The 25,271-nt window shown below is 71.2% G+C and carries 18 protein-coding genes; 7 read left to right on the top strand and 11 right to left on the bottom strand.

The window, feature by feature from the left end; translation table 11 throughout:
• Positions 1-35: 35 nt before the first annotated feature.
• Both ACIP6U_RS28910 and ACIP6U_RS28905 read right to left on the bottom strand, forming a co-directional pair.
• On the bottom strand, positions 36-2,918 hold the full coding sequence (locus ACIP6U_RS28910) for an ATP-binding protein (protein WP_401723537.1): 2,883 nt from the start codon (positions 2,916-2,918) through the stop codon (positions 36-38).
• Positions 2,919-3,195: 277 nt separating this feature from the next.
• Positions 3,196-4,098, bottom strand: a complete 903-nt coding sequence (locus ACIP6U_RS28905; protein WP_401723534.1) for a universal stress protein — start codon at positions 4,096-4,098, stop codon at positions 3,196-3,198.
• A 298-nt stretch (positions 4,099-4,396) separates the two neighbouring features.
• On the opposite strand from ACIP6U_RS28905, the gene uppS reads away from it, so the two are divergent.
• Complete coding sequence (gene uppS / locus ACIP6U_RS28900; RefSeq protein ID WP_401723532.1) at positions 4,397-5,182, top strand: polyprenyl diphosphate synthase; 786 nt, start codon at positions 4,397-4,399, stop codon at positions 5,180-5,182.
• Positions 5,183-5,238: 56 nt separating this feature from the next.
• Positions 5,239-6,654 carry an oxygenase MpaB family protein gene (locus tag ACIP6U_RS28895; protein WP_401723899.1) on the top strand — a complete coding sequence of 472 codons (1,416 nt, stop codon included), beginning with the start codon at positions 5,239-5,241 and terminating at the stop codon, positions 6,652-6,654.
• A gap of 93 nt (positions 6,655-6,747) precedes the next feature.
• Here ACIP6U_RS28895 and ACIP6U_RS28890 read toward each other — a convergent pair whose 3' ends face one another.
• The 5 genes from ACIP6U_RS28890 to ACIP6U_RS28870 form a co-directional block, all read right to left on the bottom strand.
• Positions 6,748-6,990: a DUF397 domain-containing protein gene (locus ACIP6U_RS28890; protein WP_401723529.1), complete on the bottom strand. Its 243-nt coding sequence runs from the start codon at positions 6,988-6,990 to the stop codon at positions 6,748-6,750.
• A gap of 94 nt (positions 6,991-7,084) precedes the next feature.
• Entirely contained in the window at positions 7,085-8,251 is a 1,167-nt protein-coding gene (locus ACIP6U_RS28885; RefSeq protein WP_401723526.1) for a thiolase domain-containing protein, read from the bottom strand.
• The gene (locus ACIP6U_RS28880) at positions 8,248-9,297 is read right to left on the bottom strand and encodes a thiolase domain-containing protein (RefSeq protein WP_401723523.1); all 1,050 of its coding nucleotides are present in this window, start codon (positions 9,295-9,297) and stop codon (positions 8,248-8,250) included. Before ACIP6U_RS28880 ends, ACIP6U_RS28885 begins: the two co-directional genes overlap by 4 nt.
• A complete protein-coding gene (locus ACIP6U_RS28875) occupies positions 9,294-10,235 on the bottom strand; it encodes a Zn-ribbon domain-containing OB-fold protein (RefSeq protein ID WP_401723522.1) in 942 nt (313 codons plus the stop codon). The genes ACIP6U_RS28880 and ACIP6U_RS28875 overlap by 4 nt, the downstream gene beginning before the upstream one ends.
• 116 nt (positions 10,236-10,351) lie before the next feature.
• On the bottom strand, positions 10,352-11,152 hold the full coding sequence (locus tag ACIP6U_RS28870; protein ID WP_401723521.1) for a crotonase/enoyl-CoA hydratase family protein: 801 nt from the start codon (positions 11,150-11,152) through the stop codon (positions 10,352-10,354).
• A gap of 176 nt (positions 11,153-11,328) precedes the next feature.
• Here ACIP6U_RS28870 and ACIP6U_RS28865 point away from each other — a divergent pair, with 176 nt between their 5' ends.
• Both ACIP6U_RS28865 and ACIP6U_RS28860 read left to right on the top strand, forming a co-directional pair.
• Positions 11,329-12,942, top strand: a complete 1,614-nt coding sequence (locus ACIP6U_RS28865) for an acyl-CoA synthetase (protein WP_401723518.1) — start codon at positions 11,329-11,331, stop codon at positions 12,940-12,942.
• Positions 12,943-13,115: 173 nt separating this feature from the next.
• Entirely contained in the window at positions 13,116-15,086 is a 1,971-nt protein-coding gene (locus ACIP6U_RS28860; RefSeq protein WP_401723515.1) for a sulfatase, read from the top strand.
• A 3-nt stretch (positions 15,087-15,089) separates the two neighbouring features.
• On the opposite strand, the gene ACIP6U_RS28855 is transcribed toward ACIP6U_RS28860, so the two are convergent.
• Complete coding sequence (locus ACIP6U_RS28855; protein WP_401723512.1) at positions 15,090-15,926, bottom strand: alpha/beta fold hydrolase; 837 nt, start codon at positions 15,924-15,926, stop codon at positions 15,090-15,092.
• On the opposite strand from ACIP6U_RS28855, the gene ACIP6U_RS28850 reads away from it, so the two are divergent.
• Both ACIP6U_RS28850 and paaK read left to right on the top strand, forming a co-directional pair.
• Positions 15,925-16,065 carry a hypothetical protein gene (locus tag ACIP6U_RS28850; RefSeq protein WP_401723510.1) on the top strand — a complete coding sequence of 47 codons (141 nt, stop codon included), beginning with the start codon at positions 15,925-15,927 and terminating at the stop codon, positions 16,063-16,065. The genes ACIP6U_RS28855 and ACIP6U_RS28850 overlap by 2 nt on opposite strands.
• Positions 16,066-16,119: 54 nt before the next feature.
• Positions 16,120-17,424: a phenylacetate--CoA ligase PaaK gene (gene paaK, locus ACIP6U_RS28845; RefSeq protein ID WP_401723507.1), complete on the top strand. Its 1,305-nt coding sequence runs from the start codon at positions 16,120-16,122 to the stop codon at positions 17,422-17,424.
• Between the two features lie 22 nt (positions 17,425-17,446).
• Here the strand turns inward: paaK and ACIP6U_RS28840 are convergent, their stop codons facing one another.
• From ACIP6U_RS28840 to ACIP6U_RS28830, 3 genes are all read right to left on the bottom strand, one after another.
• Complete coding sequence (locus ACIP6U_RS28840; protein WP_401723504.1) at positions 17,447-18,847, bottom strand: metallophosphoesterase; 1,401 nt, start codon at positions 18,845-18,847, stop codon at positions 17,447-17,449.
• Between the two features lie 150 nt (positions 18,848-18,997).
• Complete coding sequence (locus ACIP6U_RS28835) at positions 18,998-20,500, bottom strand: acyl-CoA synthetase (RefSeq protein WP_401723502.1); 1,503 nt, start codon at positions 20,498-20,500, stop codon at positions 18,998-19,000.
• 142 nt (positions 20,501-20,642) lie between these two features.
• Positions 20,643-22,145 (bottom strand): hypothetical protein, encoded by a 1,503-nt coding sequence (locus tag ACIP6U_RS28830; RefSeq protein WP_401723499.1) that lies wholly within the window; start codon positions 22,143-22,145, stop codon positions 20,643-20,645.
• 191 nt (positions 22,146-22,336) lie between these two features.
• On the opposite strand from ACIP6U_RS28830, the gene ACIP6U_RS28825 reads away from it, so the two are divergent.
• A complete protein-coding gene (locus ACIP6U_RS28825) occupies positions 22,337-25,255 on the top strand; it encodes a BTAD domain-containing putative transcriptional regulator (protein WP_401723497.1) in 2,919 nt (972 codons plus the stop codon).
• The last annotated feature ends 16 nt before the right edge of the window (positions 25,256-25,271 follow it).

Raw genomic sequence — 25,271 nt, 5'->3', positions numbered from 1 at the left:
GCCCATGGTAAGGGGCCCGGAGGGGGTCGTGCGGCTCAGGTCGGCTTCAGGGCCGCCGCGAGACCGGTACCTTCCGTACCCATCTTTCGGTAGACCGCGGACAGCAGGCGTACCGCCGTCGGTTCGTCCACGCGCAGTTCCCTCGCGATGTCGGCGTCGGTGCGGCCCTGGGCGGCCAGGTTGGCCGCCGCGCGTTCGCGGGCGGTGAGGGTGTCGGTCTCGGTGCTGTGCAGACGGCGGGGGCGAAGGCCCGCGGCGACGAGTTCGGCGCGGGTCGCGTCGACCAGTCCGTCGGCGCCGCACTGGACGGCCGCGTCGAGGCCTCGGTAGAGGTGTTCCGCGGCTTCGGTGGGGCGGCCGGTGCGGCGCAGTTCGGTGCCGAGGTCGACCAGTGCGCAGGCGAGTTCGTAGGCGGCCGGGGAGCGTTCCAGGTGGGTGACGGCCTCTTCCAGGTGTTTCACTCGGGCCGAGCCGGAGGAGACCTCGGCGGCGGCGCGCAGGGCCTGGCCGACGGCGGACGGGGCGCCGAACTGACGGGCGCGGGCCACCGCTTCGAGGGCGGTGGCGACGGCGCGTTCGGGGGCGTCGTGGCTCTCGGCGCGGGCGAGGTGGAGCTGCCAGGGGCACCAGGCGGGGTTGCGGATGCCTCGGGGGTCCAACCGCCGCCCCGCGGCGGCGAGTTCGGCTGCCGCGTCCTTGTGCAGGCCGCGGGCGAGCAGGAGTTCGCCGTACACGGTCTGGGAGTCGGGGAAGACGACGGCGGCCGGGAAGGGCGGTCCGAAGGAGTAGTGCTCGGCGGTGCTAGTGGCCTCGGCGACCTGGCCGCGCGCCAGGAGGACCTCGATGAGGATGCCGACGGCGTACCAGTGGGCGGGAGTGCCGGGGCCGACGCGCTCGGCGATCCGGAGCCCGGCGCGGACGAAGTCCTCGGCCTCGGCGAGCCGCCCGCGGCGGTAGCGGAGGTAGGCGAGGAGCGTGTACGCGAAGGAGAGGTGGGCGCCGCGCCAGCCCTGTTGTTCGTACTCGGCGATGCCCTCGGCGAAGAGTTCCTCGGTGCGGCCGGGGCGGTCGGCGTACATGAAGGCGAGGGCGACCAGGACGGGCACCTCGAAGCCGCGGTCCGGTTCGGCCCAGCGCAGTCCGCCGGCCAGGGCGCGTTCGGCGTGGTGGAGGGCGATGTGGGCGGGTTCGCCGCGCAGGATCGCGTCCCAGGTGCGCAGCCCGATGATGTACCGCTCGGTGAGGTCCTGGCCCTTGAGCCGGTCGGCGAGCTTGGTCAGGCGGCGGGAGCGGGAGGGGTGGTCGGGTTCGTCGGCGCGGAAGGCGTCCCACATGAACTGCTCGGCGAGCATGCGCAGCCGAACCCGGGCGTCGCCGGTGAGGCGGATCTCGCGGGCGAGGGTGTCGGAGGACTCGGCGAGGCGGTCGCTGTGGGCGAGGACCTGGGAGAGCCGGTAGACGATGTTGTGGCGCAGCTCGGGGTCGCCGATCGGCTCCTCCAGGGCGGCCCGCAGGTGGTTGACCGTAGTGGCCGGTTCGGTCAGCAGGGAGGCCGAGCCCAGTTCGTACAGGACGGCGGCCCGGTCCTCGAAGGGCGGGGGTTCGCGCAGGGCGCGGGCCAGGTAGCGGCGGGCCGCGTCGGGGGCGCCGGCCCGGAGGGTCTCCTCGGCGGCGGCGCGCAGTTGGTGCACGACCCAGGTGTCGCCGTCGGGGTGGGTCTCCAGGAGGTGGCGTGCGGCGGCCGACGGGCCGAGGCCGTCGTTGACCACGCACCAGGCGGCCTGGCCGTGCAGGGCGACGCGGACGCCCTGCGGGATGGCCCGGTAGACGGCGGTGGCGATCAGTGGGTGGACGAACTCCAGGGTGTCGGTGCCGGCGAGGATGCGGGCGCCGCGCAGGGCGTCGGCGGCGTCGGCGGCCTCCTCGTGGCCGAGCCCGGCGACGGCCGCGGCGAGCGCGGGGTGGATCTCGGTGCCGAGGACGGCGCAGGCCCAGGAGAAGCGGACGGTGGAGGTGCCGAGGCGCTCTATGCGGGCGATGAGGCCGCTGCCCTTGAGGGCGTCGGCGAGGTCGCGCAGCAGAGGCGCGCCGGTGCCGGTCGGGGTCAGGTCGCGGTCGCGGACCTTGGCGAGGAGTTCGACGGTCTCGAAGGGGTTGCCCGCGGTGACGGCCCAGCACTCGCGGCAGAAGGTGTCGTCGGCGTCCGTGCCGAGCGCCTCGCGGACCAGACGGGCGACGGCGGCGGCGCTGAGCGGCTCCAGGTCGAGGGGGCGTCCGCCCGCGCGGCCGGGCAGTCCCCTGAACGACTCGGCGTGGTCGGGGAGCTCGTCGGGCCGGTAGGCGACGACGATCAGCAGCGGGAGTTGCTCCGCGCGGGGCGCGAACGAGGCGAGCCAGCGCAGGGATTCGGGGTCGGCCCAGTGGGCGTCGTCGAGGGCGAGGACCATCGGTGCGCGCTGCACGGCGAGGTGGGTGAGCACCCAGTCGAGGCCGTCGCTCAGGCCCTGCGGGTCGGGCGGGGCGCCGTGGGCGGGCGCGCACAGGCCGAGGGCGGGGCCGACGATGTCGTACCAACTGCCCATCGACGCGCGGAGATCGGCCTCCGCCGAGCCGGCGAACTGGGGTTGCAGCAGCTGGCGGGCGACGTGGAAGGCGACGCGCTGCTCCTGGTCGCCGCCGCGGGCGGACAGGACGGTGCAGCCACGGGCGGCGGCGCGGCGGCGGACCTCGGCGAGCAGGGTGGTCTTGCCGATACCGGCCCGTCCGGCGACGGCGAGCAGGGCACCGCGCGGGCGGTCGGCGGGCTCGGCCCCGTCGGTGCGCAGGCCGGTGAGCGCGCCCAACGCCTCGTCGACGGCGGCGAGTTCACTCTCGCGCTCGAACAGAGTCCTGCCGCTCCGTGCGCTCCGCTGCGCCATGGTCGCACCCCCTGCCACGGCGGTACGCCCACGCGGGGAGCGAGCGCGCACCGTGACCTACAGGCAGCTCAGCGTACGCCTCGCGGGGTGCCGTGCGACTGATCTTCACGGAAGACGGTGCGGCTGGTTCTCGGGGGCCGTTCGGGGTGACGGGGCGTGCGCCCGGAGAACGTCGGGAGAGGGTCGAGTGCGGGGCCGCACCGGCGAGTTGACGCAGGTGACCGAGTTCCCGCGCGCCGCCGGGCACCCTCGCTCCTCCCCCGCGTCATCGTGCCCCTCACTCCTCTCCCGCCCCCGGAGGCACCACCGCCACCGGGCTCACCGCGTGCAGCAGGACCGCCTGGGTGACCGAGCCCAGCATGCGCGCGGGGGCCAGGAGGCGGCGGCGGTGACGGCCGACGACGACCAGCTCGGCGTTCTTGGAGGCGGCGACGAGGAGGCCGGCCGCGTCGCCCGGGGCCGCGAGGACGTCGGCACGGACGTCCGGGTGCTGCGTGCGGTGCGGGGCGAGGAAGCCCTCGGCGAGGGTCCGGGTCTCGTTCTCGATGACGTCCTGGTCCATCGCGGGCGGCACGAGTTCGCCCGCCGTGGCCCAGGTCTGCACCGGCCAGGCGTAGGCGGCGATCACCTGGAGGCGGGCGCCGCGCAGCGCGGCCTCGGCGAACGCGAAGGCGAGGGTCGCCTCGTCGGGGCTGTCCACCTGGAGGCCGACCACCACTCGGGGACCGGGTTCGGCCGGCAGCTCGTCGTGGACCTCGCGCCCGGGCCGCGGCACCACGACCACGGGGCACTCTGCCTCGCGGGCGGCGGCCATGCCGTTGGAGCCGAGCAGCAGGCTGGCGAAGCCGCCGCGACCTCGGGACCCGAGCACCAACAGCTGGGCGGAGGTACCCAGTTCGGGCAGCACGGCGGCCGAGACGCCCTCCAGCGCCACGTACTCCGTCTTCGGCAGGTCGGCCCGGTCGTCGAGGTGTCCGCGCACCCCGTCGAGCACCGGGTCGTCGTCGGCTTCGGGCAGCCCGGCGACCAGGACGCCGGGCGGGGTCCAGGCGGCGTACTGCCGCACATGCGCCACGCGCAGCGTCGCCCCGCGTCTGCGGGCGTCGTCGGCGGCCCAGTCAAGGGCGCGCAGGCTGTCGTCCGAACCGTCGACCGCCGCGATGACCGGCAGTGCGTTCATGAGTCCTCACCTCCGGAGTACGACCTTCCGCTCTCGGGGGCCAGCCTCGCGCAGAGGCCGGCCCGGGAGAGCCCTGAAGATCGCGTGTCCCGAAAGACGGGCGGAACACTCTTCCGGATCGGCCCACCGGCTCTGTTCCCGTGCGCTGAAGCCCGGGCGGGGCCGCGTCGATTCGGACGGAGGTACCAAGAGTGAAGTCGCAGAACTCGCACCTGGTACGGGGCAGGTCGCTGACACGCTGGTTCAGGTGATCGGATCAACACGATGAGCTGCACCGTTGGGGTTGCTGGGGGCGGGCGTGACAGTTCGGCAGGTCGTTGGCGGCTCTGGTTCCGCCGTTCGTGGACCGGGCGGCGAGGGGCCGCGCCGGGCACCACGTCATGTCGCGTGCGTGATGGACGGAAACGGCCGGTGGGCGGCTCAGCGGTCGCTGCCGCGCAGCTCCGGTCACCGCGCCGCGGAGACGACCGCGATCGACGTCATCGAGGCGGCGCGGGCGGCCGGAGTCGAGTGGCTGAGCATGTACGCGTTCTCCACCGAGAACTGGGGGCGCCCGAGTGCCGAGGTCGATTACCTCATGCGGCTGGTGCGCCGCGTGGTGCGCAAGCACGCCCCGCTGCTGCACGCGCGGGGGATCCGCTGCCGCTTCCTCGGTGTCACCGATCCCCGCATTCCCCCGGCGCTGGCCCGGGACTTCGCCGACCTGATGACGCTGACCGCCGACAACCGCGGCCTGACACTGACCGTCGCCTTCGATCACGGCGGGCGCAGGGACATCGTCGAGGCCGCGCGGTCGCTGATCCGCGACGGCCTGCCGGCCGACGGTGTGACCGAGCAGACCTTCGCCGCCCATCTGCCCTTCCCCGACACTCCCGATGTGGACCTGGTCATCCGTACCTCGGGTGAACAGCGCATCTCCAACTTCATGCTGTGGCAGGTCGCGTACGCCGAGTGGGTCTTCCCGCCGGTGCTGTGGCCCGACTTCCGCGCGCCGCACTTCCTGGAGTGCCTGCACGCCTACCGGCAACGCGAACGCCGTTTCGGCGGCGTCCCGCCCATCCCGAACGGAGAACTTCGATCGTGACCGACGCAGCTTCCGGCATCCCCCAACAGTCGCGCACGGCTGAAGACTTGCCGCCCATGTTCGGCCCGGGCTCGCAGTTCAACGAGTTCTTCAACGATCCCCGCTGGGCCCTGGCGGTGGTGCGGGCGACCGTACTGGAGGCCGCGCATCCGCAGATCGGTGCCGCCCTGATCGACAGCTCCACGTTCGTGGTCCACCCCTGGCGCAGGCTGTACAACACCTTCCTGAGCCTGCAGCGCATGTTCGGCGCCGACGACGACGTACGGCACCGGGAGGCGGCGCGGCTCAACCGACTGCACGCACGACTGAACGGGACCGACGCCCGCGACCGGCCCTACGACGCGATGGACCCCGAGGCACGCGCCTGGGTGGTGGCGACGCTGTTCGAGAGCACCGTCACCATGTTCCGGATGAGCGGACAGCCCCTGGAACAGCGGGTGATGGAAAGGCTGTACATCGAATTCCAGGCGTTCCTCGCCGCCTTGGGAGTCGAAGGCGGTCACCTGCCCGCCACGCTCCACGAGTTCTGGCGCTACTACGACCGCGTGGTGGAGGAGGAGCTGGAGAACACGGAGGCGATGCGCATCATCCTCTACAAGCTCTTCGACCACCTTCCCGCTCCGCCACTGCTGAACGGTCTGCCCACCCTGTGGGCGCTCGGCCGCGCGGTCGGCGGTCCGGTCATGGGCGCCGTCACCGTGGCCTCGCTGCCCGAGCCGTTCCGCCGCCGGGCGGGACTGCCCGAACTGCCCGGCGCCCAGACGCTGATGCAGAGCGCCTACTTGACCGTCGGCATGGCCCGCTTCCTGCCCGACAGCTGGGTCCGGGCCGAGAACATCGCCGAGCTGCTGTCGCTCTCCCCGGACAGCGACGACCCGCGCGCACGGAGCGTCCGCGCCCTGCACCAGCGGATGAAGCGAGCCGGAGCCTTCCTCCGGCTCGTCACCCCCTTGGCCCCGGAACCGGGACCGGAGCCCACCGCACCCGGGGGCATCCAGCGCGACGCCGCGGAGTTCTTCCGGGAGGTGCTGGACCAGACCGGCGACGGCCACCTGGACTGGCCGGACCTCGCCGCCATGGCCCGCGAACTGTCCACCCGCCTCGACCTCGACGAGCCCGAGGAGACCAGGCTCTACAACGCCTATGCCGACTGGTGGCGGGAACTCCAGCGCGCCCTCGACACCGACGGCGACGGCCGCATCAGCGCCCAGGAGTACGCCTCGGCCGCTCCGTCCCTGGCGGGACCCGCACTGATCAGAGTGGCGGAGGTCCTCTTCGACGTCACCGACAAGGACGGCGATCAGCGCATCGACGCGGACGAGTACCGGGCCCTGTTCCGGACCGCGTTCCACCGCGACACCACCGGCACCGACGGCGCGTACACCCGCAGCGCGTTCGTCAAGGACTTCCTGTCCTTCATGTCCGGCCGACAGCGCTCGACCCCGTACGACCCGCTGCTCGCCCAGGCGTGATCACCCGCGGTCCGGCCGCCACCCCCGCGGGTGAAGGCCGGACCGGAGTCGTCCGTGCGTGCGAACCTGCGCGCTCGGGGAGAATCCGCCGGCTCAGGTGAGGTCGAATTCACCTTCCCTCGCGCCCGACACGAAGGCGCCCCATTCCGCGGGGGTGAAGATCAAGGAAGGGCTCTCCGGGCGGCCGCTGTTGCGCATCGCGATGAATCCCTCGACAAAAGCGATCTGGACATCCCCCAGGCCACGGCTGCTCGAGTGCCAATCGGCCTCTGTGAGGTCCAGCTCCGGCTTGTCCCAGCCCACGAGTGGGTGCTGCTGGATGGTGCTCTCGGCCACGTCCGTGCTCCTCCCGATTGCGTCGTCCGCGGCCAGCCTAGCGATCGGTCACGACTGCCGACAGGCCACGTGAGGGGGACCTTTTGGGAGGGCTTCAGGAGGTGGGCGGCTCCGAGCCCACGAGCCACATCGCGAAGAACTGCGATCCGCCGCCGTAGGCATGCCCCAGCGCCCGCCTGGCCCCCTCCACCTGGTGTTCCCCGGCGAGGCCGCGCACCTGGAGCGCCGCCTCCGCGAAGCGGATCATGCCGGAGGCGCCGATGGGATTGGTCGACAGGACACCGCCCGACATGTTGACGGGCAGATCACCGTCGAGCTCGGTCACCCCGGCCTCGGTGAGCTTCCAGCCCTCGCCCTCGTCGGCGAAGCCCAGGTTCTCCAGCCACATCGGCTCGTACCAGGAGAACGGCACGTACATCTCCACGGCGTCGATGTCCCGGCGCGGGTCGGAGATCCCGGCCTGCCGGTAGACGTCGGCGGCGCAGTCCTTGCCGGCCTGCGGCGACACGGCGTCCTTGCCCGCGAAGAGGGTGGGCTCGCTGCGCATGGCCCCACCGAGCATCCAGGCGGCCGGCCTCGGCGCCCGAGCCGCCCCCGCCCGGTCGGTGAGGACCATCGCACAGGCGCCGTCGGAGGACGGACAGGTCTCGGAATACCGGATCGGGTCCCACAGCATCGGGGAGGCCTGGACCTTCTCCAGCGTGATGTCGTGCTCGTGCAGATGCGCGTACGGGTTCTTCAGCGCGTTGCGCCGGTCCTTGTACGCCACCAGCGAGCCCACCGTGTCGGGCGCGCCGGTGCGCCGCATGTACGCGCGCACGTGCGGCGCGAAGAAGCCGCCGGCGCCGGCGAGCAGCGGTTGCTGGAAGGGGATGGGCAGGGACAGGCCCCACATGGCGTTGGACTCGGACTGCTTCTCGAAGGCGAGTGTGAGCACCGTGCCGTGCACGCGGGCCGCGACGAGGTTGGCGGCGACCAGGGCCGTCGACCCGCCGACCGATCCGGCGGTGTGCACGCGCAGCATCGGCTTGCCCACGGCGCCCAGCGCGTCGGCCAGATACAGCTCCGGCATCATGACGCCCTCGAAGAAGTCGGGCGCCTTGCCGATGACGACGGCGTCGATGTCGGCCCAGGTCAACTCGGCGTCGTCCAGGGCGCGTCGGGCCGCCTCCCGGACGAGCCCGGCGATCGACACGTCCCGCCGGGCCGCCACGTGCTTGGTCTGGCCGACGCCTACGACGGCCACGGGCTCCTTGCTCATCGCGGATCCCCTTCGAGTACGGCGACCAGGTTCTGTTGCAGACAGGGCCCGGAGGTGGCGTGGGCGAGCGCCCGGTCGGACTCGCCCCGGTGGACACGCGCCGCGGCCTCGCCGATCCGCAGCAGTCCTGCGGCCATGATCGGGTTGGCGGCGAGCGCCCCGCCGGACGGGTTGACGCGGACGGTGTCGTCGAGGCGCAGCGCCTTGCGCAGGACGACCTCCTGCGAGGTGAACGGCGCGTGCAACTCGGCGGTGTCGACGGGCCGTTCGAAGACCCCGGCCCGCTCGGCGGCAAGCCGCGTGGAGGGCGAGTCGGTCAGATCGCGCACGCCCAGCCCATGGGCTTCGATCCGGTGATCGATACCGCGGATCCAGGCGGGCCGCTCGCACAGTTCCCGGGCCCGCTCCCCCGCCGCGAGGATCACGGCGGCGGCCCCGTCGCCGATGGGTGGGCAGTCGCCGGTACGGAGCGGACGTACGAGATAGTCGCCCTGCGGGACCGAACCCCGGAGCTGGGCATGGGAGTTGGCGGAGGCGTCAGCGCGGCTGCGCGCGGCGACGGCCGCGAGGGCGGGTTCGTCGGTGGCGCCGGCGTCGATGAGTGCCTGTGCCTGGAGGGCGGCGAGGGCCACGGAGTCGGGCCACAAGGGGGCCACGTAGTACGGGTCCAGCTGCCGGGTCAGGACATCGCGCACCGACCCCGGCGAGGACTTGCCGTAGGAGTAGACGAGGGCCGTGTCCGCGTCCCCGGTGAGCAGCTTGGTCCACGCCTCGTACAGGGCCCACGCGCCGTCCATCTCGACGTGCGACTCGGAGATCGGCGGCCAGGCGCCGACGCCGTCGAGGGCGAGGGTGAAGGAGAAGGCGCGACCGGCCAGGTAGTCGCTGGAGCCGGAGCAGGTGAAGCCGATGTCGGCGGTCTTGAGGCCGGTCTGGTCGAGTACGGCGTGCAGCACCGGCATGAGCAGCTCCACCTCGGAGAGCTCGTCGCTGGTGCGCCGGTGGTCGGTCTGGGCGAAGGCGACGACCGCGATGTCACGCGTCACAGCAGCTCCTTGTAGGTGTCGTACTCCGCGTCGGGCTCGCCGGTGGGCCGGTAGTGGTCGGGGAAACGGGAGCCGTCGGTCCACACCGGTTCGACGCGCAGCCCCATCCGCACCTGGTTGTAGGCGATGCCACCGATGCGGGCGTGCAGGGCGAGGTCGGCGCCGTCGAGGGCGATGTGGGCGTAGACGTAAGGGACTTCGATGTCCAGGTTCTTCGCCTTGATGTTGACGATGCAGAAGGTCGTGACCGTTCCGCGGGGCCCCACCTCCACCTGCTCCGAGGTGGCGACACCACAGGTGGGACACGCGCCCCTCGGCGGGATGTACACCTTCCGGCAGGACGGGCACCGTTCCCCGACCATGCGCCGGTCGGACAGCGCGTGGATGTAGGCGGTCTGGGCGCGGCCCGGCGAGTAGGTGTAGTCGAGCCGCGCGGCCGCGATGATCCCGGTGATCGCGTCCTCGAATTCACCACTGTGGCCCGCCGGTTGCTCCGGTTCCCCGTCGTACGGCTCGAAGCAGGCGATGTCGGTGATGGCACCGGTACGTTCCTCGGCCCAACGGACCCGGACCCGCATTCCGGTGCGCACGGCGTCGGCATCGGGTGCGTCGAGGGCGTGCAGCAGTGCGGTGTCGGCACCGTCGAGCCGGACCAGGACCCAAGCGAAGGGCGTGTCGAGGGGCTGCCCGCGCCGGGGTTCGTGATTCCAGGCCCAGGTGGTGACCGTGCCGGTGGATCCCACTTCGACGAGGTCCCTGATCTCGTCGGCGGTAACAGGGTCGTACTCGACGGGCGGGACGAGGACGCGCCCGTCGACGGTCTTCACTCCGAGGAGGACGCGCTCACGGAGACCGGTGAGGAAGGCGCTCTGGACGGGCCCGACGGAACGAGTGAAGGGAAACTCGACGGCGAGGGGAGCTTTGAGAACTTCGGGCATTGAGACTGCCTCCTTGGGAAGCCAACATCGGCGGAAACCCCCTCAGGGGCGCGGGGAACTGCGCGACCGGCCACGGACGGCCCGCAGCTTCCAACCGGCCCAAACCGGCGCATTTCCTACTCACGCTTGTAAACGGGCGCCCGCTTCTCTGCGAAAGCCCGCGCCCCTTCCTTCGCGTCAGCGGTGTCGAACACAGGCCACCCCCGCTTGAGTTCATCGGCGAGCCCCTCGGACTCGGTCATCTCAGCCGTCGCGTACACCGACGCCTTCACGGCCTCCACGGCAAGCGGCCCGCACGAGTTGACCTGCTCAGCGATCTCCAACGCCCGTTCAAGAGCAGCCCCGTCGGCCACGACATGCCCAACCAGCCCCACATCGGCGGCCTCGCGGGCGGAGTACGCACGGCCAGTGAGCAGCATCTCCAACGCATGCGTACGAGGAATCTGCCGCTGCAGCCGAACAGTCGAGCCACCGATCGGAAACAGCCCGCGCTTCACCTCGAACAGCCCGAACGTCGCCGACTCCCCCGCGACCCGGATGTCGGTGCCCTGAAGAATCTCGGTGCCCCCGGCCACGCAGTACCCCTCGACCGCCGCGATCACCGGTTTGCGCGGCCGGTGATGCCGCAGCATCGCCTTCCAGTGCAGGTCCGGGTCCGCCTTGAGCCGGTCCCGGTACTGCTCGCCCGCCATCCCCTTGCCGGCCAGCGCCTTGAGATCCATGCCGGCGCAGAACGCACCCCCCGCACCGGTCAGCACGATCGAGCGGACCGTGTCGTCCGCATCGGCTTCCAGCCAGCCGTCGTACAGCCCGACGAGCATGGACAGCGAGAGCGCGTTCTTGGCTTCGGGCCTGTTGAGCGTGAGCACCAGTGTGGCGCCTTCGCGCTGCACGGTGAGGTGTTCCGTCCCACCCATTGCCGTCTCCCCTCTCCAGGAACGAGAACAGGTTGCAGTAGGCAGGGAGGCAGTTCAAGGGTTTTCTGACAGTCAGTCAGATTTCTTCGCGCGAACCCTTCACAGTTGCCCTGCCCTTTGCTCTGATGACCGGCGAACCGACAGCTGTCAGGGCACGCCCGTGGTCAGGAGGAGCGGTGGAGTACAACCTTGCGGACCTGTTCGAGTCGGTCGTCGACGCGGTGCCGGACCGCGAGGCCCTCGTCTACATCGACCACCCGGGCACAGGAGCCGAACGCCGTTTGACGTACGCCGAGTTGGACGCGGCGGCCAACCGGATCGGCCACCATCTGATCGACAGCGGGCTGCGCCCCGGCGAGCACCTTGGGCTGCATCTCTACAACGGCGTCGAGTACCTGCAGACAGTGCTGGGCTGCCTCAAGGCGCGGGTCGTCCCGGTCAACGTCAACTACCGCTATGTCGAAGAGGAGTTGGTGTACCTCTACCGGGACGCCGACCTGGTGGCCCTGGTCTTCGACGCGGAGTTCACCGGGCGGGTGGCCACCGCTCTGCCGCAGTGTCCGAAGCTGCGGCACCTCGTGCGGGTGGGCAGCGAGGGCGACGAGGTGCCCGGGGTGACGTCCTTCGCCGAGGCCGAGGCGGAAGGGTCGCCCGAGCGGGGCTTCCCGGCGCGGTCGGGCGACGACCAGTTCATCATCTACACCGGCGGCACCACCGGGATGCCGAAGGGGGTGATGTGGCGCCAGGAGGACCTGTTCTTCTCCGGGCTCGGCGGGGGCGCGCCGACCGGCGAGCCGGTCAAGACGCCGGAGGAACTGGCCGAGCGGGTCGCGGCCGGCGGCTCGGGGATCACCTTCTTCCCCGCTCCCCCGCTGATGCACGGCACCTCCACCCTCACCACGTTCATCGGCTTCAACTTCGGCCAACGGGTCGTGATCCACCGCAAGTTCGTGCCCGAGGAGGTGCTGCGGACCATCGAGAAGGAGAAGGTCACCAGCATGTCCCTGGTGGGCGACGCGATGCTGCGGCCGCTGATCGACGCGCTCGCCGGACCCCTCAAGGGCACGGACTGCTCGGCGCTGTTCAGCGTCTCCTCGTCGGGCGCGATCATGTCGGAGACCGTGCGCCGGCAGTTCCAGGAACTCCTCCCGAACACCATGCTGTTGAACAACTACGGCTCCTCCGAGTCCGGCTTCAACGGCACGGCGACGGCCGACTCGGGCGCCGGGCAGAGCTTCCGCATCAAGGTCAACTCCCGTACCCAGGTGGTCGATCCGGCCACCTACGAGCCGGCCGCACCGGGCGAGGTGGGCCGTGTGGCGCAGTGCGGCCATGTGCCGCTCGGCTACTACAACGACCCGGCGAAAACCGCCCAGACCTTCTTCGAGAAGGACGGCGAGCGCTGGGTGCTGCTCGGCGACATGGCCACCGTCGACGAGGAGGGCGTGGTCACCGTCCTCGGCCGTGGCTCGCAGTGCATCAACACCGGGGGCGAGAAGGTGTACCCGGAGGAGGTCGAGCAGGCCCTCAAGTCCCATCCGGACGTGTACGACGCCCTGGTCGCCGGGGTGCCGGACGCGAGGTGGGGCAGCCATGTGGCGGCCGTGGTCCAGTTGCGCGAGGGCGCGCCGCAGCCGTCCCTGGAGGACATCCAGTCGTACTGCCGCACTCATCTCGCCGGTTACAAGATCCCGCGCCAGCTGGTGCTCACGGAGTCGATACGGCGGTCGCCGAGCGGCAAGGCCGATTACCGGTGGGCCAAGGAGGTGGCGGTGGCCGCGGTTCCGTAGGGCCGCGGTCGGGCGGGGCATCGGGGCCGGGTCGGACGGGCGTACTCTTTTGCGCGCGGTTGACCCGGGAGTGTGAACGCGGGGTTACCCAGGGCCGTACGCGAGGTTGGCGGCCCTGGCCTGCGGGTCCGGTCGCCGTGCCCTCACCGCACCTTGCACGGAAGGACCTTCGGGTGTCGCACCTCACGCCCCCCAGCCAACTGCCGGACGCGGACGCGTCGGCGACCGACCCCGCGGGGGAGGAATCGCCCACACCTGCGGCCACCGACCCCGAGCCGGGGGCCTCGGCGGACGCGGGGCCCACGGGCGAGGAGGCGACCGGGGTGACGGACGAAGGGAAGCCCTCGGAGGACGAGAAGTCCGCGAAGGACGAGAAGTCGGCCGCCGAGGCCACCCTGCCCCACCCGACCTCTCCCGGTGACGCGCCCTCCACTGCCACCGCCACTGCCGACGACCCCGCCCCGACCGACGCCGTCTCCCCCATCCGCCCCGGCTGGTTCGGCTGGCGCCGCCGCTTCCCCCGTACCGCCCGCGTCGTGCGGATCGGAACGAGCGTGCTGGCCGCCGCGCTGGTGCTCGAAGCGCTCGTGATGCCCAACCGCTTGGACCGGATGCCCCTCGAGGCGTTCTTCCGTCTCCCCGTCGAGCTGATCATCGTCGCGGCCGTCCTGCTCGTCCTGCCGTCGACGGCACGGCGGATCACGGCCATCGTCCTGGGGGCGTTCCTCGGTCTTTCCACTGTCCTGAAGTGCCTCGACATGGGCTTCTACCAGACCCTGGCCAGGCCGTTCGACCTGGTCTTCGACTGGATCCTGCTGAACGACGCGGCGGATTTCGTCAAGGACTCGTTCGGTCGCTCGGGCGAGGTGCTGGCGGTGATCGGGGTGATCGTCCTGTTCATCGCCGTGCTCGCGGTGAGCGCGCTCGCCCTGGCGCGGGTGGCGGACGTACTGGCCCGGCACCGCACCGTGGCCGTCCGCAGCACGCTGGTCCTCGGCGTCGCGTGGATCATCTGCTTCACCATGAGCGTGCAGGTCGGCGGCGTGGTGATGGCCACCAGGGGCTACACGCAGTACCTCGGCAACCGTGTGCAGTACGTCCGCGACGGCCTCGGTGACGCCGATGTCTTCAAGAAGCAGATCCCCGTCGACGCCTTCGCGAAGACCCCGCCCGACCAGCTGCTGACCGGACTGCGCGGCAAGGACGTGCTGTTCACCTTCATCGAGAGCTACGGCCGGGTCGCGCTCACCGATCCGACGATGGCGCCGGAGATGGACGCGACGCTGAAGGCGGGCGACGCCAGGCTCAAGTCGGCGGGCTTCGCCTCGCGCAGCGCCTGGCTCAGGTCGCCCGTGACGGGCGCCGGCAGCTGGCTCGCCCACTCGACGTTCCTGTCCGGGCTGTGGATCAAGAACCAGCAGCGGTACAGGACCCTGACCACCGGGGACCGCGCGACCCTCACCAGCTACTTCCAGAAGACCGGCGACTGGCGCACGGTCGGCATTGTCCCCGGCGTGCGCAAGGCGTGGCCCGAGGGCAAGTACTTCGGCCTCGACCACATCTACGACTCCACGCACCTCGGCTACAACGGTCCGTACTTCAGCTGGACGCCGGTGCCCGACCAGTTCAGCCTGGAGTCCTTCCAGAAGCTCGAGTACGGCAAGAAGAACCGCGACCCGATCATGGCCGAGATCATCCTGGCCTCCAGCCACAACCCCTGGTCGCCCATCGCCCACACGATCCCCTGGGAGGACCTCGGGGACGGCTCGATCTTCAACGAGATCAAGAAGGAGGGCACCAACCCGACGGACGTCTGGAAGAGCGCGAAGCGCGTGCGGACCGAGTACCGCAAGGCCATCCAGTACTCCGTGGACAGCCTCACCCAGTGGATGCAGCGCTACGGCAACAAGAACACCGTCCTCGTCTTCCTCGGCGACCACCAGCCCGTCCCGACGGTCACCGGCGGCACCGCCGACAAGGACGTGCCGATCACCATCGTCGCCCACGACCCGAAGGTGCTGGAGAAGATCGACAGTTGGGGCTGGGCGGACGGGCTCAAGCCCGCCGACAACGGCCCGGTGGTGGGCATGGACAAGTTCCGCGACCGCTTCATGACCGCGTTCGGCAGCACTCCCACGAAGTGACGCTCACCCCGCCAGAAACCCGGAGACACGGCGCTTGAACCACTCCGGGTCGTCCAGCCACGGGTAGTGCCCCGCACTCGGCTGGACGGCGAGTTCCGCGTTCGGGAAGACGTCGGCGGTCCTGCGTGCCAGTTCGGGCGTGGGGCCGCCGTCCAGTTCACCGGCGAGGACGAGGACCGGCGCGGCCAGCCGGGCGAGAGCGGCCCGGGTCACGGGTGGGTCGTAGGCTCCCTCGGCACCGAACACCTCGCCCGCGTCGTCGTTGAACTCCTTGTCGGCGCCCGCCTCATGGCGCTGGGCCGCCTCGTCCCAACGGCCGTAGAAGAACCCCGAGAAGGCGGGATCGAAGTCACCCGTCCCCGCCAACCACGTCTCGAACGCCGGGAACGCCTCCCCGAACCACGGCTCGCCGCTCCGCAGCCGGGCGGCGGCCAGCCGGTCCTCGGCGGTCGCCGGCATCCCCAGCGCCCACGGCGTCGCGGTGACCAGCACCAGCCGCGCGACCCGCTCCGGGTACCGCTCGGCGTACCGCATCGCGAGACTGCCGCCCGCCGAGTGCGCGAGCAGGTCCACCCGCTCCAGGCCCAGCTGGCCGCGGAGCGCCTCCACATCGGCCACGAGCCGGTCGCAGCGGTACGTCGTCGGGTCGGCCGGCGTCGCCGAGTCGCCGGTGCCGCGCAGGTCGAGGAGCACCAGTCGGCGGTGTGCGTCGAGTCCGCCCAGGTCGCCGAGGTAGGCGGAGGCCCGCATGGGGCCGCCCGGCAGGACGAGCAGCGGCTCGCCCTCGCCGCGCAGGTGGTACGCGAGCTCGGTTCCGTCGGGCGCGGTGAAGGTCGGCATGCCGCCGATCGTGCTGGCCGGTGCCGTCGCACCGCAATGGATTTCTCCCGACGGACACCGCACCGGATTTCTGCCGCCGGACCCCTTGCCCGCACCGGACCGTGCTGGGTTACTGATCCCCGACAGCATGACCGAATGATCGGTTGTCCGTAATGATGTGATTCATCAGTGTGACGGACGAGGGAGAAGCCCCATGGCGGATGCGACGGAGCTGCTGGACGCGGGGGAACGGCTCGACCCGGAGGCGTTGCGTGCCCTGCAACTGGAGCGTCTGCGATCCAGCCTGCGGCACGCCTACGAGAACGTGCCCTTCTACCGGACGTCCTTCGACCGGGCGGGTGTGCGCCCCGACGACTGCCGTACGCTCGCCGATCTCTCCCGTTTCCCGTTCACCGTCAAGGCGGACCTGCGCGCGAACTACCCGTACGGAATGTTCGCCGCGCCCGAGGACCGGATCCGCCGCATCCACGCGTCCAGCGGCACCACCGGCCGCCCGACGGTCGTCGGCTACACGGACAACGACCTCTCCCTGTGGGCCGACGTGGTGGCCCGCTCGATCCGCGCGGCGGGCGGGCGGCCGGGCGACAAGGTCCATGTGGCGTACGGATACGGGTTGTTCACGGGCGGACTCGGCGCGCACTACGGGGCCGAGCGCCTCGGCTGTACGGTCATCCCCGCGTCCGGCGGCATGACGGCCCGTCAGGTCCAGCTGATCCAGGACCTCCGGCCGGAGATCATCATGGTGACACCGTCGTACATGCTCACGCTGCTCGACGAGTTCGAGCGGCAGGGCGTCGATCCGCGCGGCACCTCGCTGCGGGTCGGGATCTTCGGCGCGGAGCCGTGGACCGAGCAGATGCGGCTGGAGATCGAGGAGCGGTTCGCGATCGACGCGGTCGACATATACGGGTTGTCCGAGGTGATCGGCCCGGGCGTGGCCCAGGAGTGCGTGGAGACCAAGGACGGGCTGCACGTCTGGGAGGACCACTTCTATCCGGAGATCGTCGATCCGATCACCGGCGAGGTCCAACCGGACGGCGAGGAGGGCGAGTTGGTCTTCACGTCGCTCACCAAGGAGGCGATGCCGGTGATCCGTTACCGGACCCGGGATCTGACGCGGTTGCTGCCGGGTACGGCCCGGGTGTTCCGCCGGATGGAGAAGGTCACCGGGCGCAGTGACGACATGGTGATCCTGCGCGGGGTGAATCTCTTCCCCACGCAGATCGAGGAGATCGTGCTGCGGACGCCCGGCGTGGCACCGCATTTCCAGCTCCGGCTCACCCGGGAGGGTCGGCTCGACGCCCTCACCGTGCGTGCGGAGGCCCGTCCCGGCGCGGGCCCCGACATCCGGGACGCCGCCGCGCGGGCGATCACGACGGCCGTGAAGGACGGGATCGGGGTGTCGGTCGCGGTGGAGATCGTCGAACCGGAGTCGCTGGAGCGGTCGGTGGGCAAGATCCGCCGGATCGTGGATCTGCGCCACCGGTCGTCGAGTTAGCGGGGGACGAGGGGGGCGGAGGTCAGCAGGGGACGAGGGCGCGGAGGCCCGAAAGGTCGTGGGCGGTCACGCTGTTGCGGTCGGCGACCGCGCGGCCCAGTGCGTGGTGCGGCCACAGTCCGCCGGCCAGCCGGCGGCTCAACTCGCCCCATTCCAGGGCCTCGGCGGCACGGGCCTTGTAGAAGTTCAGGGCGTAGCCGCCGGTGTGGATCCGCAGCAGGCAGAACCCGCCGGGGTACTCCTTGACGGCGCTGACCTCCTGTTGGGTCACGTGCGGGGCGGACGTCAGCACGGTCCGCTTGTTGCGGTGGGTGTGGCCGGCGTGGTGGAGGAAGACACCGGGGGCGGTGGTGTAGGCCTCGACGATCGCGCGGGCCTGGCGGCGGTTCATGCGCTGACCGCCGGTCACCGGGAAGACGGAGTCCCGTACGGTCAGCGGGTGGTGGCCGAAGACCACGGTGGGCTGGTCCCCGTTCTCCCGCAACCGGCGCCGCAGCCAGGCGAGTTGCTCGGCGCCGAGCCCGCCCGAGTCACCGCCGTTGCCCTGCTTCTCGTAGGTGTCGAGGCCGACGATCCGCAGACCGCCGACCTCGTGGGAGAAGTACCCGGGTCCCTCCTCCATGCCGACTCCGCGCCGGAAGGTGGCCTCCAGGCGCCCGTGGCGGTCGTGGTTGCCGCGGACGACGAAGTAGTCCCGGCCGTGCTCGCCGAAGCGGTCCAGGATCCGGCCGGCCGCCGCGAGGTCGTGCGCGGCGCCGCCGGCCGAGATGTCACCGGCGGCCAGCAGCAGGTCGGCGCCGCGTCTGCGGGCCTCGTCGACCAGGGCGTGGCTCATGACCTCCGGGTAGGGCGTGCTGCCGAGCGGCTGGCTGATCCCGCGGATCAGGGGCATCCCCGCGACCAGGCCGGCCGTGGTCTCGCCGACGTGCAGGTCGTTGCAGAGGGCGATCGACATCACGTGCCGGCCGGACGGGGGCTGCGGGGTGGTGAAGGAGTACGGGCCGCCGTGCGAGCCGAGTCCGTGCAGCGAGGTGCCGACCGCGTTGCCGCGGACCAGGTGCAGGGGGGTGGGTGTGGCGGTCACGCCACGGGAGCGGGCCTGGTAGTAGTACGTCTGCCCCGGCTCCAGGCCGGTCAGCTCGACGTGGTGGTGGGCCGTGGGCCGGTCCGAGCCGGCGACGCGGGTCAGCCGGCCCGGGTGGGTGCCGTACACGACCTCGCCCTCGGTGACGACGGGGAGCAGCCGGCCGCGGCCGTCGGGGACACCGGTGTGCCAGGTGATGACGGCATGGTCCTCGGCCAGCGTGACGAGTTCGAGATGGATGGCGGCGATGTGGTGCGAGCGGCGGGGGCGGGGAATGTGCACGGCTGCCGCGATCGCCTTGAGCAGGGCGGGGGCGATCAGGGCGCCGGAGCGGAACACTTCGCAGGGACCGGGGAGGGCGGCGAGGGGGACGGGGAGACAGCAGCGCATACCTCAGTGTGCCCGCATGCAATGAACGAACGCTGTGGTAAGGGCGACGGTGCCAGGTATGACATACGGCACTTTGTGACGTCAGGGCTGGTTGTGGCCTCAGGACTGGTCGGTGAACCGGTCCCGCAGCTCCCGCTTGAGGATCTTCCCGCTGGCGTTGCGTGGCAGTTCGGTCACGAACAGCACCCGCTTCGGTGCCTTGAAGTGCGGGAGCTTCTCGCGCGCGTGCTCGATCAGTTCGGCCTCGGAGACCTCGCCGCGCGGGACGACGACGGCGGTGACGGCCTCGATCCACCGTTCGTCGGGCAGGCCGACGACCGCGACCTCGGCGACGGAGTCGTGCGTGTACAGAGCGTCCTCGACCTGGCGTGAAGCGACCAGCACGCCACCGGAGTTGATCACGTCCTTCACGCGGTCGACGATCGTGTAGTAGCCGTGCGCGTCCCGGACCGCCAGGTCCCCGGAGTGGAACCAGCCGTCGCGGAAGGCGGCGGCCGTCTCCTCGGGCTTGTCCCAGTAGCCGTCGCACAACTGCGGGGAGCGGTAGACGATCTCGCCGGAGGTGCCGTCGGGGACGTCCTTGCCGTCCTCGTCGACCACGCGCGCGTCGACGAACAGCACGGGCCGACCGCAGGAGTCCATGCGGCCCTTGTGCTCGGCGGGCGCCAGGACCATGGACAGCGGACCGATCTCGCTCTGCCCGAAGCAGTTGTAGAAGCCGAGTTTCGGGAGCCGCTCACGCAGCCGCTCCAGGACCGGCACCGGCATGATCGACGCGCCGTAGTAGGCCTTGCGCAGTCCGGACAGGTCGCGGGTCTCGAAATCGGGGCGGTTCGCCAGGCCGATCCAGACCGTCGGCGGGGCGAACAGGCTGTCCACGCGGTCGGCTTCGATCAGGTCGAAGAGCCGGTCGCCGTCGGGGGCGTCGAGGATGACGTTGGTGGCGCCGACGGCCAGGTAGGGCAGCAGGAAGACGTGCATCTGCGCCGAGTGGTAGAGCGGCAGGGAGTGCGCGGGGCGGTCTCCGGCGCTGAGGTCCAGGGCGGTGATCGCGCTGAGGTACTCGTGGACCAGGGAGCGGTGCGTCATCATCGCGCCCTTGGGCAAGGCCGTGGTCCCCGAGGTGTAGAGCAGCTGCACCAGGTCCTCGGTGCGCGGCTCGGGACCGTCGTACGCGGGGGCGTCCGCCAGCCGTGCCAGCAGCGAGTCCTCGGCGTCGCGCAAGGGCAGGGTGCGGACGTCGTCGGGAAGCCGTCCCGCCAGGTCGGGGTCGGCGAGGACGAGTGCGCTGCCGGACTGGCCGACGAGGTAGGCGAGGTCGTCGCCGGTCAGGTTCTGGTTGACCGGCACGTGCACGAGGCCCGCGCGGGCGCAGGCCAGGAAGGCGATCGCGTAGGCGTCCGAGTTGTGGCCGTAGGCGCCGACCCGGTCGCCGGGCGCGAGGCCCTCGCCGAGCAGGACGCTCGCCGCGCGGGAGACGGCGTCGTCGAGTTCCTCGTACGTCCATGTGCGGTCGCCGTACTCGATCGCGACCCTCGCCGGAGTGCGCCGGGCGCTGCGTCGCAGCACCCCGTCAACCGTGCTGCCCTGTCCCTGCGTCATGACTCATGATCCTCGGTCCGTCGCCGAGGCAGGTCAAGCACCAAGGGGGGCCGGGACCGTCCCTCGAACGGCGGGCTGTCCGCCGTCATCCGCTACACCGAGTACGACAAGTACCGACCCACCGGAATCCCCGCTCACCGCATCACACCCAGAGCTTGACGGCCTCAAGCCAGCGCGTGTTCTCCAGGGCGCCCCCGAAGATGTAGCCGGGGCGTGGCTGGGTGCAGTCCGCGCTGCCCCAGTCGTAGCCGTGGACCTTGGTCGACCGGCAGAGTTGGCCGCTGCCGATGTTGATGGCGAAGCCCGTCATGTAGGGGGCGCCCGACGTCGTACTGCCGATGTAGTTGTTCTTGCCGTCGCCGATGACGGCCGTCCACCGTGGTTTCCATTTGCCCTGGCCGCTGGTCGACCTGGCATCGTGGACGAAGGCGATGGCGGCCGAGCCGGCTCCGCCGTACACCGCGATGTTGAGGGCCTTGATCGGATGGGTCCCGCTCGTCGTTCCGGCGAGTGTGCCGTCGCACACGGGCTTCTGCCAGCCCTGCCCGGAGAGGTACGCGCGGTAGCAGATGTGCCGGCCGGACGGGTCGCTCCGGTGGAGCCGGTTCACCGCTGTGGCGGCGGTGTCCTGCGCGGGCTTCGCGGTCACGGTGGCCCGCGGTGGCCTCGCGGTCACGGTGACGGTGACCCCACTCACGCCTCCGGCTCCTCCGCCCTTCTTCGGGGCCTTCGCACTCCCCGAGGCTTTCGGCTTGGCCGACGGTGAGGCGGCTGTCGCGCTGGGCGGTGTGCTCACGGCCGAGGAGGTGTCCAATTCCGTGTCCTCGGCCAGAGGAGTCCCTGTCTCGCTGCTCGAACGGCCGGCTTGCTTCTGGCGCCCTGAGTCGTCCGGTGCACCGCTGCCCAGGATCACCAGCGGAACGATGACCAGGGCGGCCACGCCCAAGGCCACCGGTCCTACGACCAGGGGTTTGTGGAGCAGGCCGGGCGACTTGTACTCGTCGTCCGACTGACGCGTTCCGTTCCTCGGTGCGACCATCGGACCGAGGCGAACGACGGGCGGGGGTGGCGCGGAGGGTCGCCGCTGGTGCTCTCGCGTGTACGCCTCGACGTCGAAGCCTTCGTCGTCTCCGTTGTTGTCGACGGAGTCGGCGCCATCGGGATCTTCGGCTTCGTCTGCTTCGGCTTCAGCTTCAGCTTCAGCTTCAGCTTCAGCAGGGTCGGATACCGCTGCGGGTCCGAACGGCGCCGTACCTACATCGACTCGGGCGGGCTCGGGCGGCGCCTCCTGCTGCTCCTGCTGCTCCAGAAGGCTGCTCGAACCGTCCGGGGCGACCTCGACGAACGCCACGTAGCCCGCGGAGGGGTCGGAGATGGTCGCCGTCACACTGGCGTTCAGGTCACGTGCGTATCCCTGGAGTCTGTCGAGGATCGCGGCGTCGACCGACTCTCCGTCCGCGACCGGTACGGGTTCTCCGTCGATGGCGGCCGAGCCGTCTCCGGAGATGACCACCGCGTGGCGTGGCCCCGGCCCGGACGAGCTCCCGGCGAATTCCGGCTTGCTGGGACCCGGCGGTTCCTCCGGCACGGTGTGATCGTTCCCCGTGACCGGCTCGTCCGTCTCTTCCTCTTCACCCCGGCTCATGGCTCTTCCTTTCTGACGCGTCCCGGCCGAACGGCCCCGATCGGGAACGGTGTGGCGGTCCCCGGGTAGCGCAACGGGCGCCCGTACGGGAATGGTTCAATCCCTCGGACGAGCGAATGGTGACGATCCGTCCCAGAGGTGACATTTCGTCAGGCGGCATCTGTGGATGGGATGTTGAGTACAGTCCGGGGATGAACGGCTACGAGACTTCCGTGTGTTTCGCCGTCCTGGGGCCGGTCCGGGCCTGGCGCGGTGAAGAGGAACTGGACCTTGGTTCGCCACAGCAGCGGGCCGTCCTGGCAGCGCTGCTGTTGCGGCGGGGACGCGCTGTCGCACTCGCCGAACTCCTCGACGCGGTCTGGGGCGAGGAGCAGCCCGCGGCTGCCGTGTCGGTGCTTCGGACCTATGTGTCGCGCCTGCGCAAGGCGATCGAGTCAGGGCGGGAGGCGGCCGGGACCGGGAGTGTGGTGGTGTCGGTCGGGGACGGGTACCTGATCCGTCTGCCGGAGGACGGCCTGGATCTCAGCGTGTTCGAGCAACGGGTCACGGAGGCGAGGAAGCTGCACGCCGCCGGGGAACTGTCCGAGGCCGCCGAACTGCTGCGCGCGGCGCTCGACGGATGGCAGGGCGCGGCGCTGGCCGGTCTCCCCGGCCCGCTGGCCGAGTCCGAGGGCTCCCGGCTGAACGAGGAGCGACTGGTCGCGCTGGAGACCTGGCTGGACATCGAGGTAGCACGCGGACGCCACAGCGAAGTGGTCGCCGAACTGATCGCGTTGACCGGTCAGTACCCGCTGCGGGAGCAGCTGTGCCGACTGCTCATGCTGGCGCTCTACCGGTCCGGGAGGCAGGCCGAGGCACTGGCGGCCTACCGCAGTACGCGGAGCACCCTGGTGGCCGAGCTGGGCATCGAACCCGGTACGCCGCTGCAGAACCTGCACGACCGCATATTGGCGGCCGACGCGTCCTTGGACGCCCTCCCGCCGGGGCTGCCGGTGCCGCCGGCCCCTTCGGTGCCCCCCGCCCCACCTCCTCTCTTACCGGCGGCCCGCCCGGCACAACTGCCCGCCGATCTGCCGACGTTCGTCGGTCGACACGCCGAACTCGACCGGGCCCGCGCCCTGTTGTCCGAGCAGGACGGCCCCCCGGCCACCGTGGTGATCAGCGCGATCGGCGGTATGGCCGGCATCGGCAAGACCACCCTGGCCGTGCACTGGGCGCACGAGATGGCCGACCGCTTCCCCGACGGACAGCTCTACCTCAATCTGCGCGGCTTCGATCCGACCGGCTCCCTGGTGACTCCGGACGAGGCCATCCGTACTCTCCTCGGCGCACTCGGCGTCCCCCCGATGCGGATTCCCGCCGGCCTCGATGCCCAGACGGCTCTCTATCGCAGCATGCTCGCCCAGCGGCGGATGCTGATCCTGCTCGACAACGCCCGTGACACCGACCAGGTCCGCCCCCTGCTGCCCGGCTCCTCCGGCAGCCTGGTCATCGTCACCAGCCGCAACCGGCTCACCGGCCTGGTCGCCGGCGAAGGGGCTCATCCGCTTCTTCTGGACCAGCTGACGCCCGCCGAGGCACACGACCTCCTGGCCCGTCGGCTCGGCACGGACCGGCCGGCGGCGGAGCCTCAGGCGACGGACGAGATCATCACCCGGTGCGCCCGGCTGCCGCTGGCGCTGGCCATCGTCGCCGCCCATGCCGTCGCCCACCCCGGCTTCCCGCTCAGTGCCATCGCCGGAGAACTGCGTGACAGCCACGGCAGCCTCGACGCCTTCGCCTCCGGCGACGACATCACCACCGACGTACGGGCGGTCTTCTCCTGGTCGTACAAAGCGGTGTCGGATCCCGCCGCGTGCCTGTTCCGCCTGCTGGGGCTGCACTCCGGACCTGACATCTCCGCACCGGCCGCCGCGGCCCTCGCCGGGCTCCCGCTGCGGGAGGTCCGCGCGCTGCTCGTCGAGCTCACCCGCGCTCATCTGCTCACCGAGCACTTCCCGGGCCGCTACACCCTGCACGACCTGCTGCGTGTCTACGCCGCCGAACGCGTCCACTCCGAGGAGACGCCCCTGGAGCGGGAGCGTGCCGTGGGGCGGCTGCTCGCCTGGTATCTGCACACCGCGGACGCCGCCTACCCGCACATCACCCCGCAGCGTCGCCGGATCCCGCTCGAACCGCTGCCGGACCTGTGCAGGCCCCTGGAGTTCACGACGCACGACCAGGCCCTGGACTGGTGCGAGACCGAGCGGGCCAACCTGGTCGCCGCGGTCCACCAGGCGGCGGGGTCCGGGCGGCCGGGTATCGCGTGGCGACTGCCCGCCGTGCTGTGGGGGTTCTTCTACCTCCGCAGCCATACGCACGACTGGGTCGACACCGCGCGGGCGGGCCTGGCCGCCGCCAGTGCCGACGACGACCGCCGGGGCAGGGCTCAGGGTTACGCGGACCTGGCCGCCGCGCTGCGCGGTTCGGGTCGGTTCGACGAGGCCATCGACCACTTCCGCCGGGCGATGGTCGCCTACCGAGAGCTCGGTGACGCGGACGGCAGGGTGTCGGCCGTGACCAATCTGGGCGACGCCTATCTCCAGTTCGGCCAGCTCGACAAGGCCGCGGAGTACGTCCGCCGTGGGCTGGCCGTCGAACGGGTCATCGGCAGCCCCTGGGGGATGGGAATCTGCCTGTGCAACCTGGGCGACGTCTACCAGCGGCAGGGCCGATTCGACGAGGCCGTCGGCTGCCTGGAGGAGGCGTTGACCGTCCTGCGCGCCAGCGGCAACGCCTGGGTCGAAGGCGTCACCCTCGACATCCTCGGTACGGCTCATCGCGGCCTCCGTCGCTACGACGAGGCCGTCAAGTACTACCACCAGGCCCTCAAGACACACCGGGACGTCGGCAACCGGTGGGGAGAGGGCCACACCCTGGGCAACCTCGGTGACGTCCAACTGGCCGCCGACGAGCCGGAGGCCGCCCACGACAGCTGGCGGCAGGCACTGGCCATCTTCGAGGAGTTCGACCATCGGGACGCCGCGAAGATCCGCGAGCGCCTGGGCAGGCCGGCGGACGCTCCGCCGGACGCCGAAGCGCGGACCGCGGCGTCGAAGAGCGCCGCCTGAACCGGCCTCCGATCGG

This window comes from Streptomyces sp. NPDC088794 (genome assembly GCF_044750545.1).
Taxonomy (GTDB): domain Bacteria; phylum Actinomycetota; class Actinomycetes; order Streptomycetales; family Streptomycetaceae; genus Streptomyces.
The sequence above is the reverse complement of the archived record's forward strand: the minus strand, read 5'-3'. Positions and strand labels throughout refer to the sequence as shown.

Bases quoted from the DNA above. Each gene is read 5' to 3' on its own strand.
- ACIP6U_RS28910 (WP_401723537.1), bottom strand. From the start codon at position 2,918: ATGGCGCAGCGGAGCGCACGGAGCGGCAGGACTCTGTTCGAGCGCGAG.
- ACIP6U_RS28905 (WP_401723534.1), bottom strand. From the start codon at position 4,098: ATGAACGCACTGCCGGTCATCGCGGCGGTCGACGGTTCGGACGACAGC.
- ACIP6U_RS28895 (WP_401723899.1), top strand. From the start codon at position 5,239: ATGTTCGGCCCGGGCTCGCAGTTCAACGAGTTCTTCAACGATCCCCGC.
- ACIP6U_RS28885 (WP_401723526.1), bottom strand. From the start codon at position 8,251: ATGAGCAAGGAGCCCGTGGCCGTCGTAGGCGTCGGCCAGACCAAGCAC.
- ACIP6U_RS28875 (WP_401723522.1), bottom strand. From the start codon at position 10,235: ATGCCCGAAGTTCTCAAAGCTCCCCTCGCCGTCGAGTTTCCCTTCACT.
- ACIP6U_RS28870 (WP_401723521.1), bottom strand. From the start codon at position 11,152: ATGGGTGGGACGGAACACCTCACCGTGCAGCGCGAAGGCGCCACACTG.
- ACIP6U_RS28850 (WP_401723510.1), top strand. From the start codon at position 15,925: ATGCCGCCGATCGTGCTGGCCGGTGCCGTCGCACCGCAATGGATTTCT.
- ACIP6U_RS28855 (WP_401723512.1), bottom strand. From the start codon at position 15,926: ATGCCGACCTTCACCGCGCCCGACGGAACCGAGCTCGCGTACCACCTG.
- paaK (WP_401723507.1), top strand. From the start codon at position 16,120: ATGGCGGATGCGACGGAGCTGCTGGACGCGGGGGAACGGCTCGACCCG.
- ACIP6U_RS28835 (WP_401723502.1), bottom strand. From the start codon at position 20,500: ATGACGCAGGGACAGGGCAGCACGGTTGACGGGGTGCTGCGACGCAGC.
- ACIP6U_RS28830 (WP_401723499.1), bottom strand. From the start codon at position 22,145: ATGAGCCGGGGTGAAGAGGAAGAGACGGACGAGCCGGTCACGGGGAAC.
- ACIP6U_RS28825 (WP_401723497.1), top strand. From the start codon at position 22,337: ATGAACGGCTACGAGACTTCCGTGTGTTTCGCCGTCCTGGGGCCGGTC.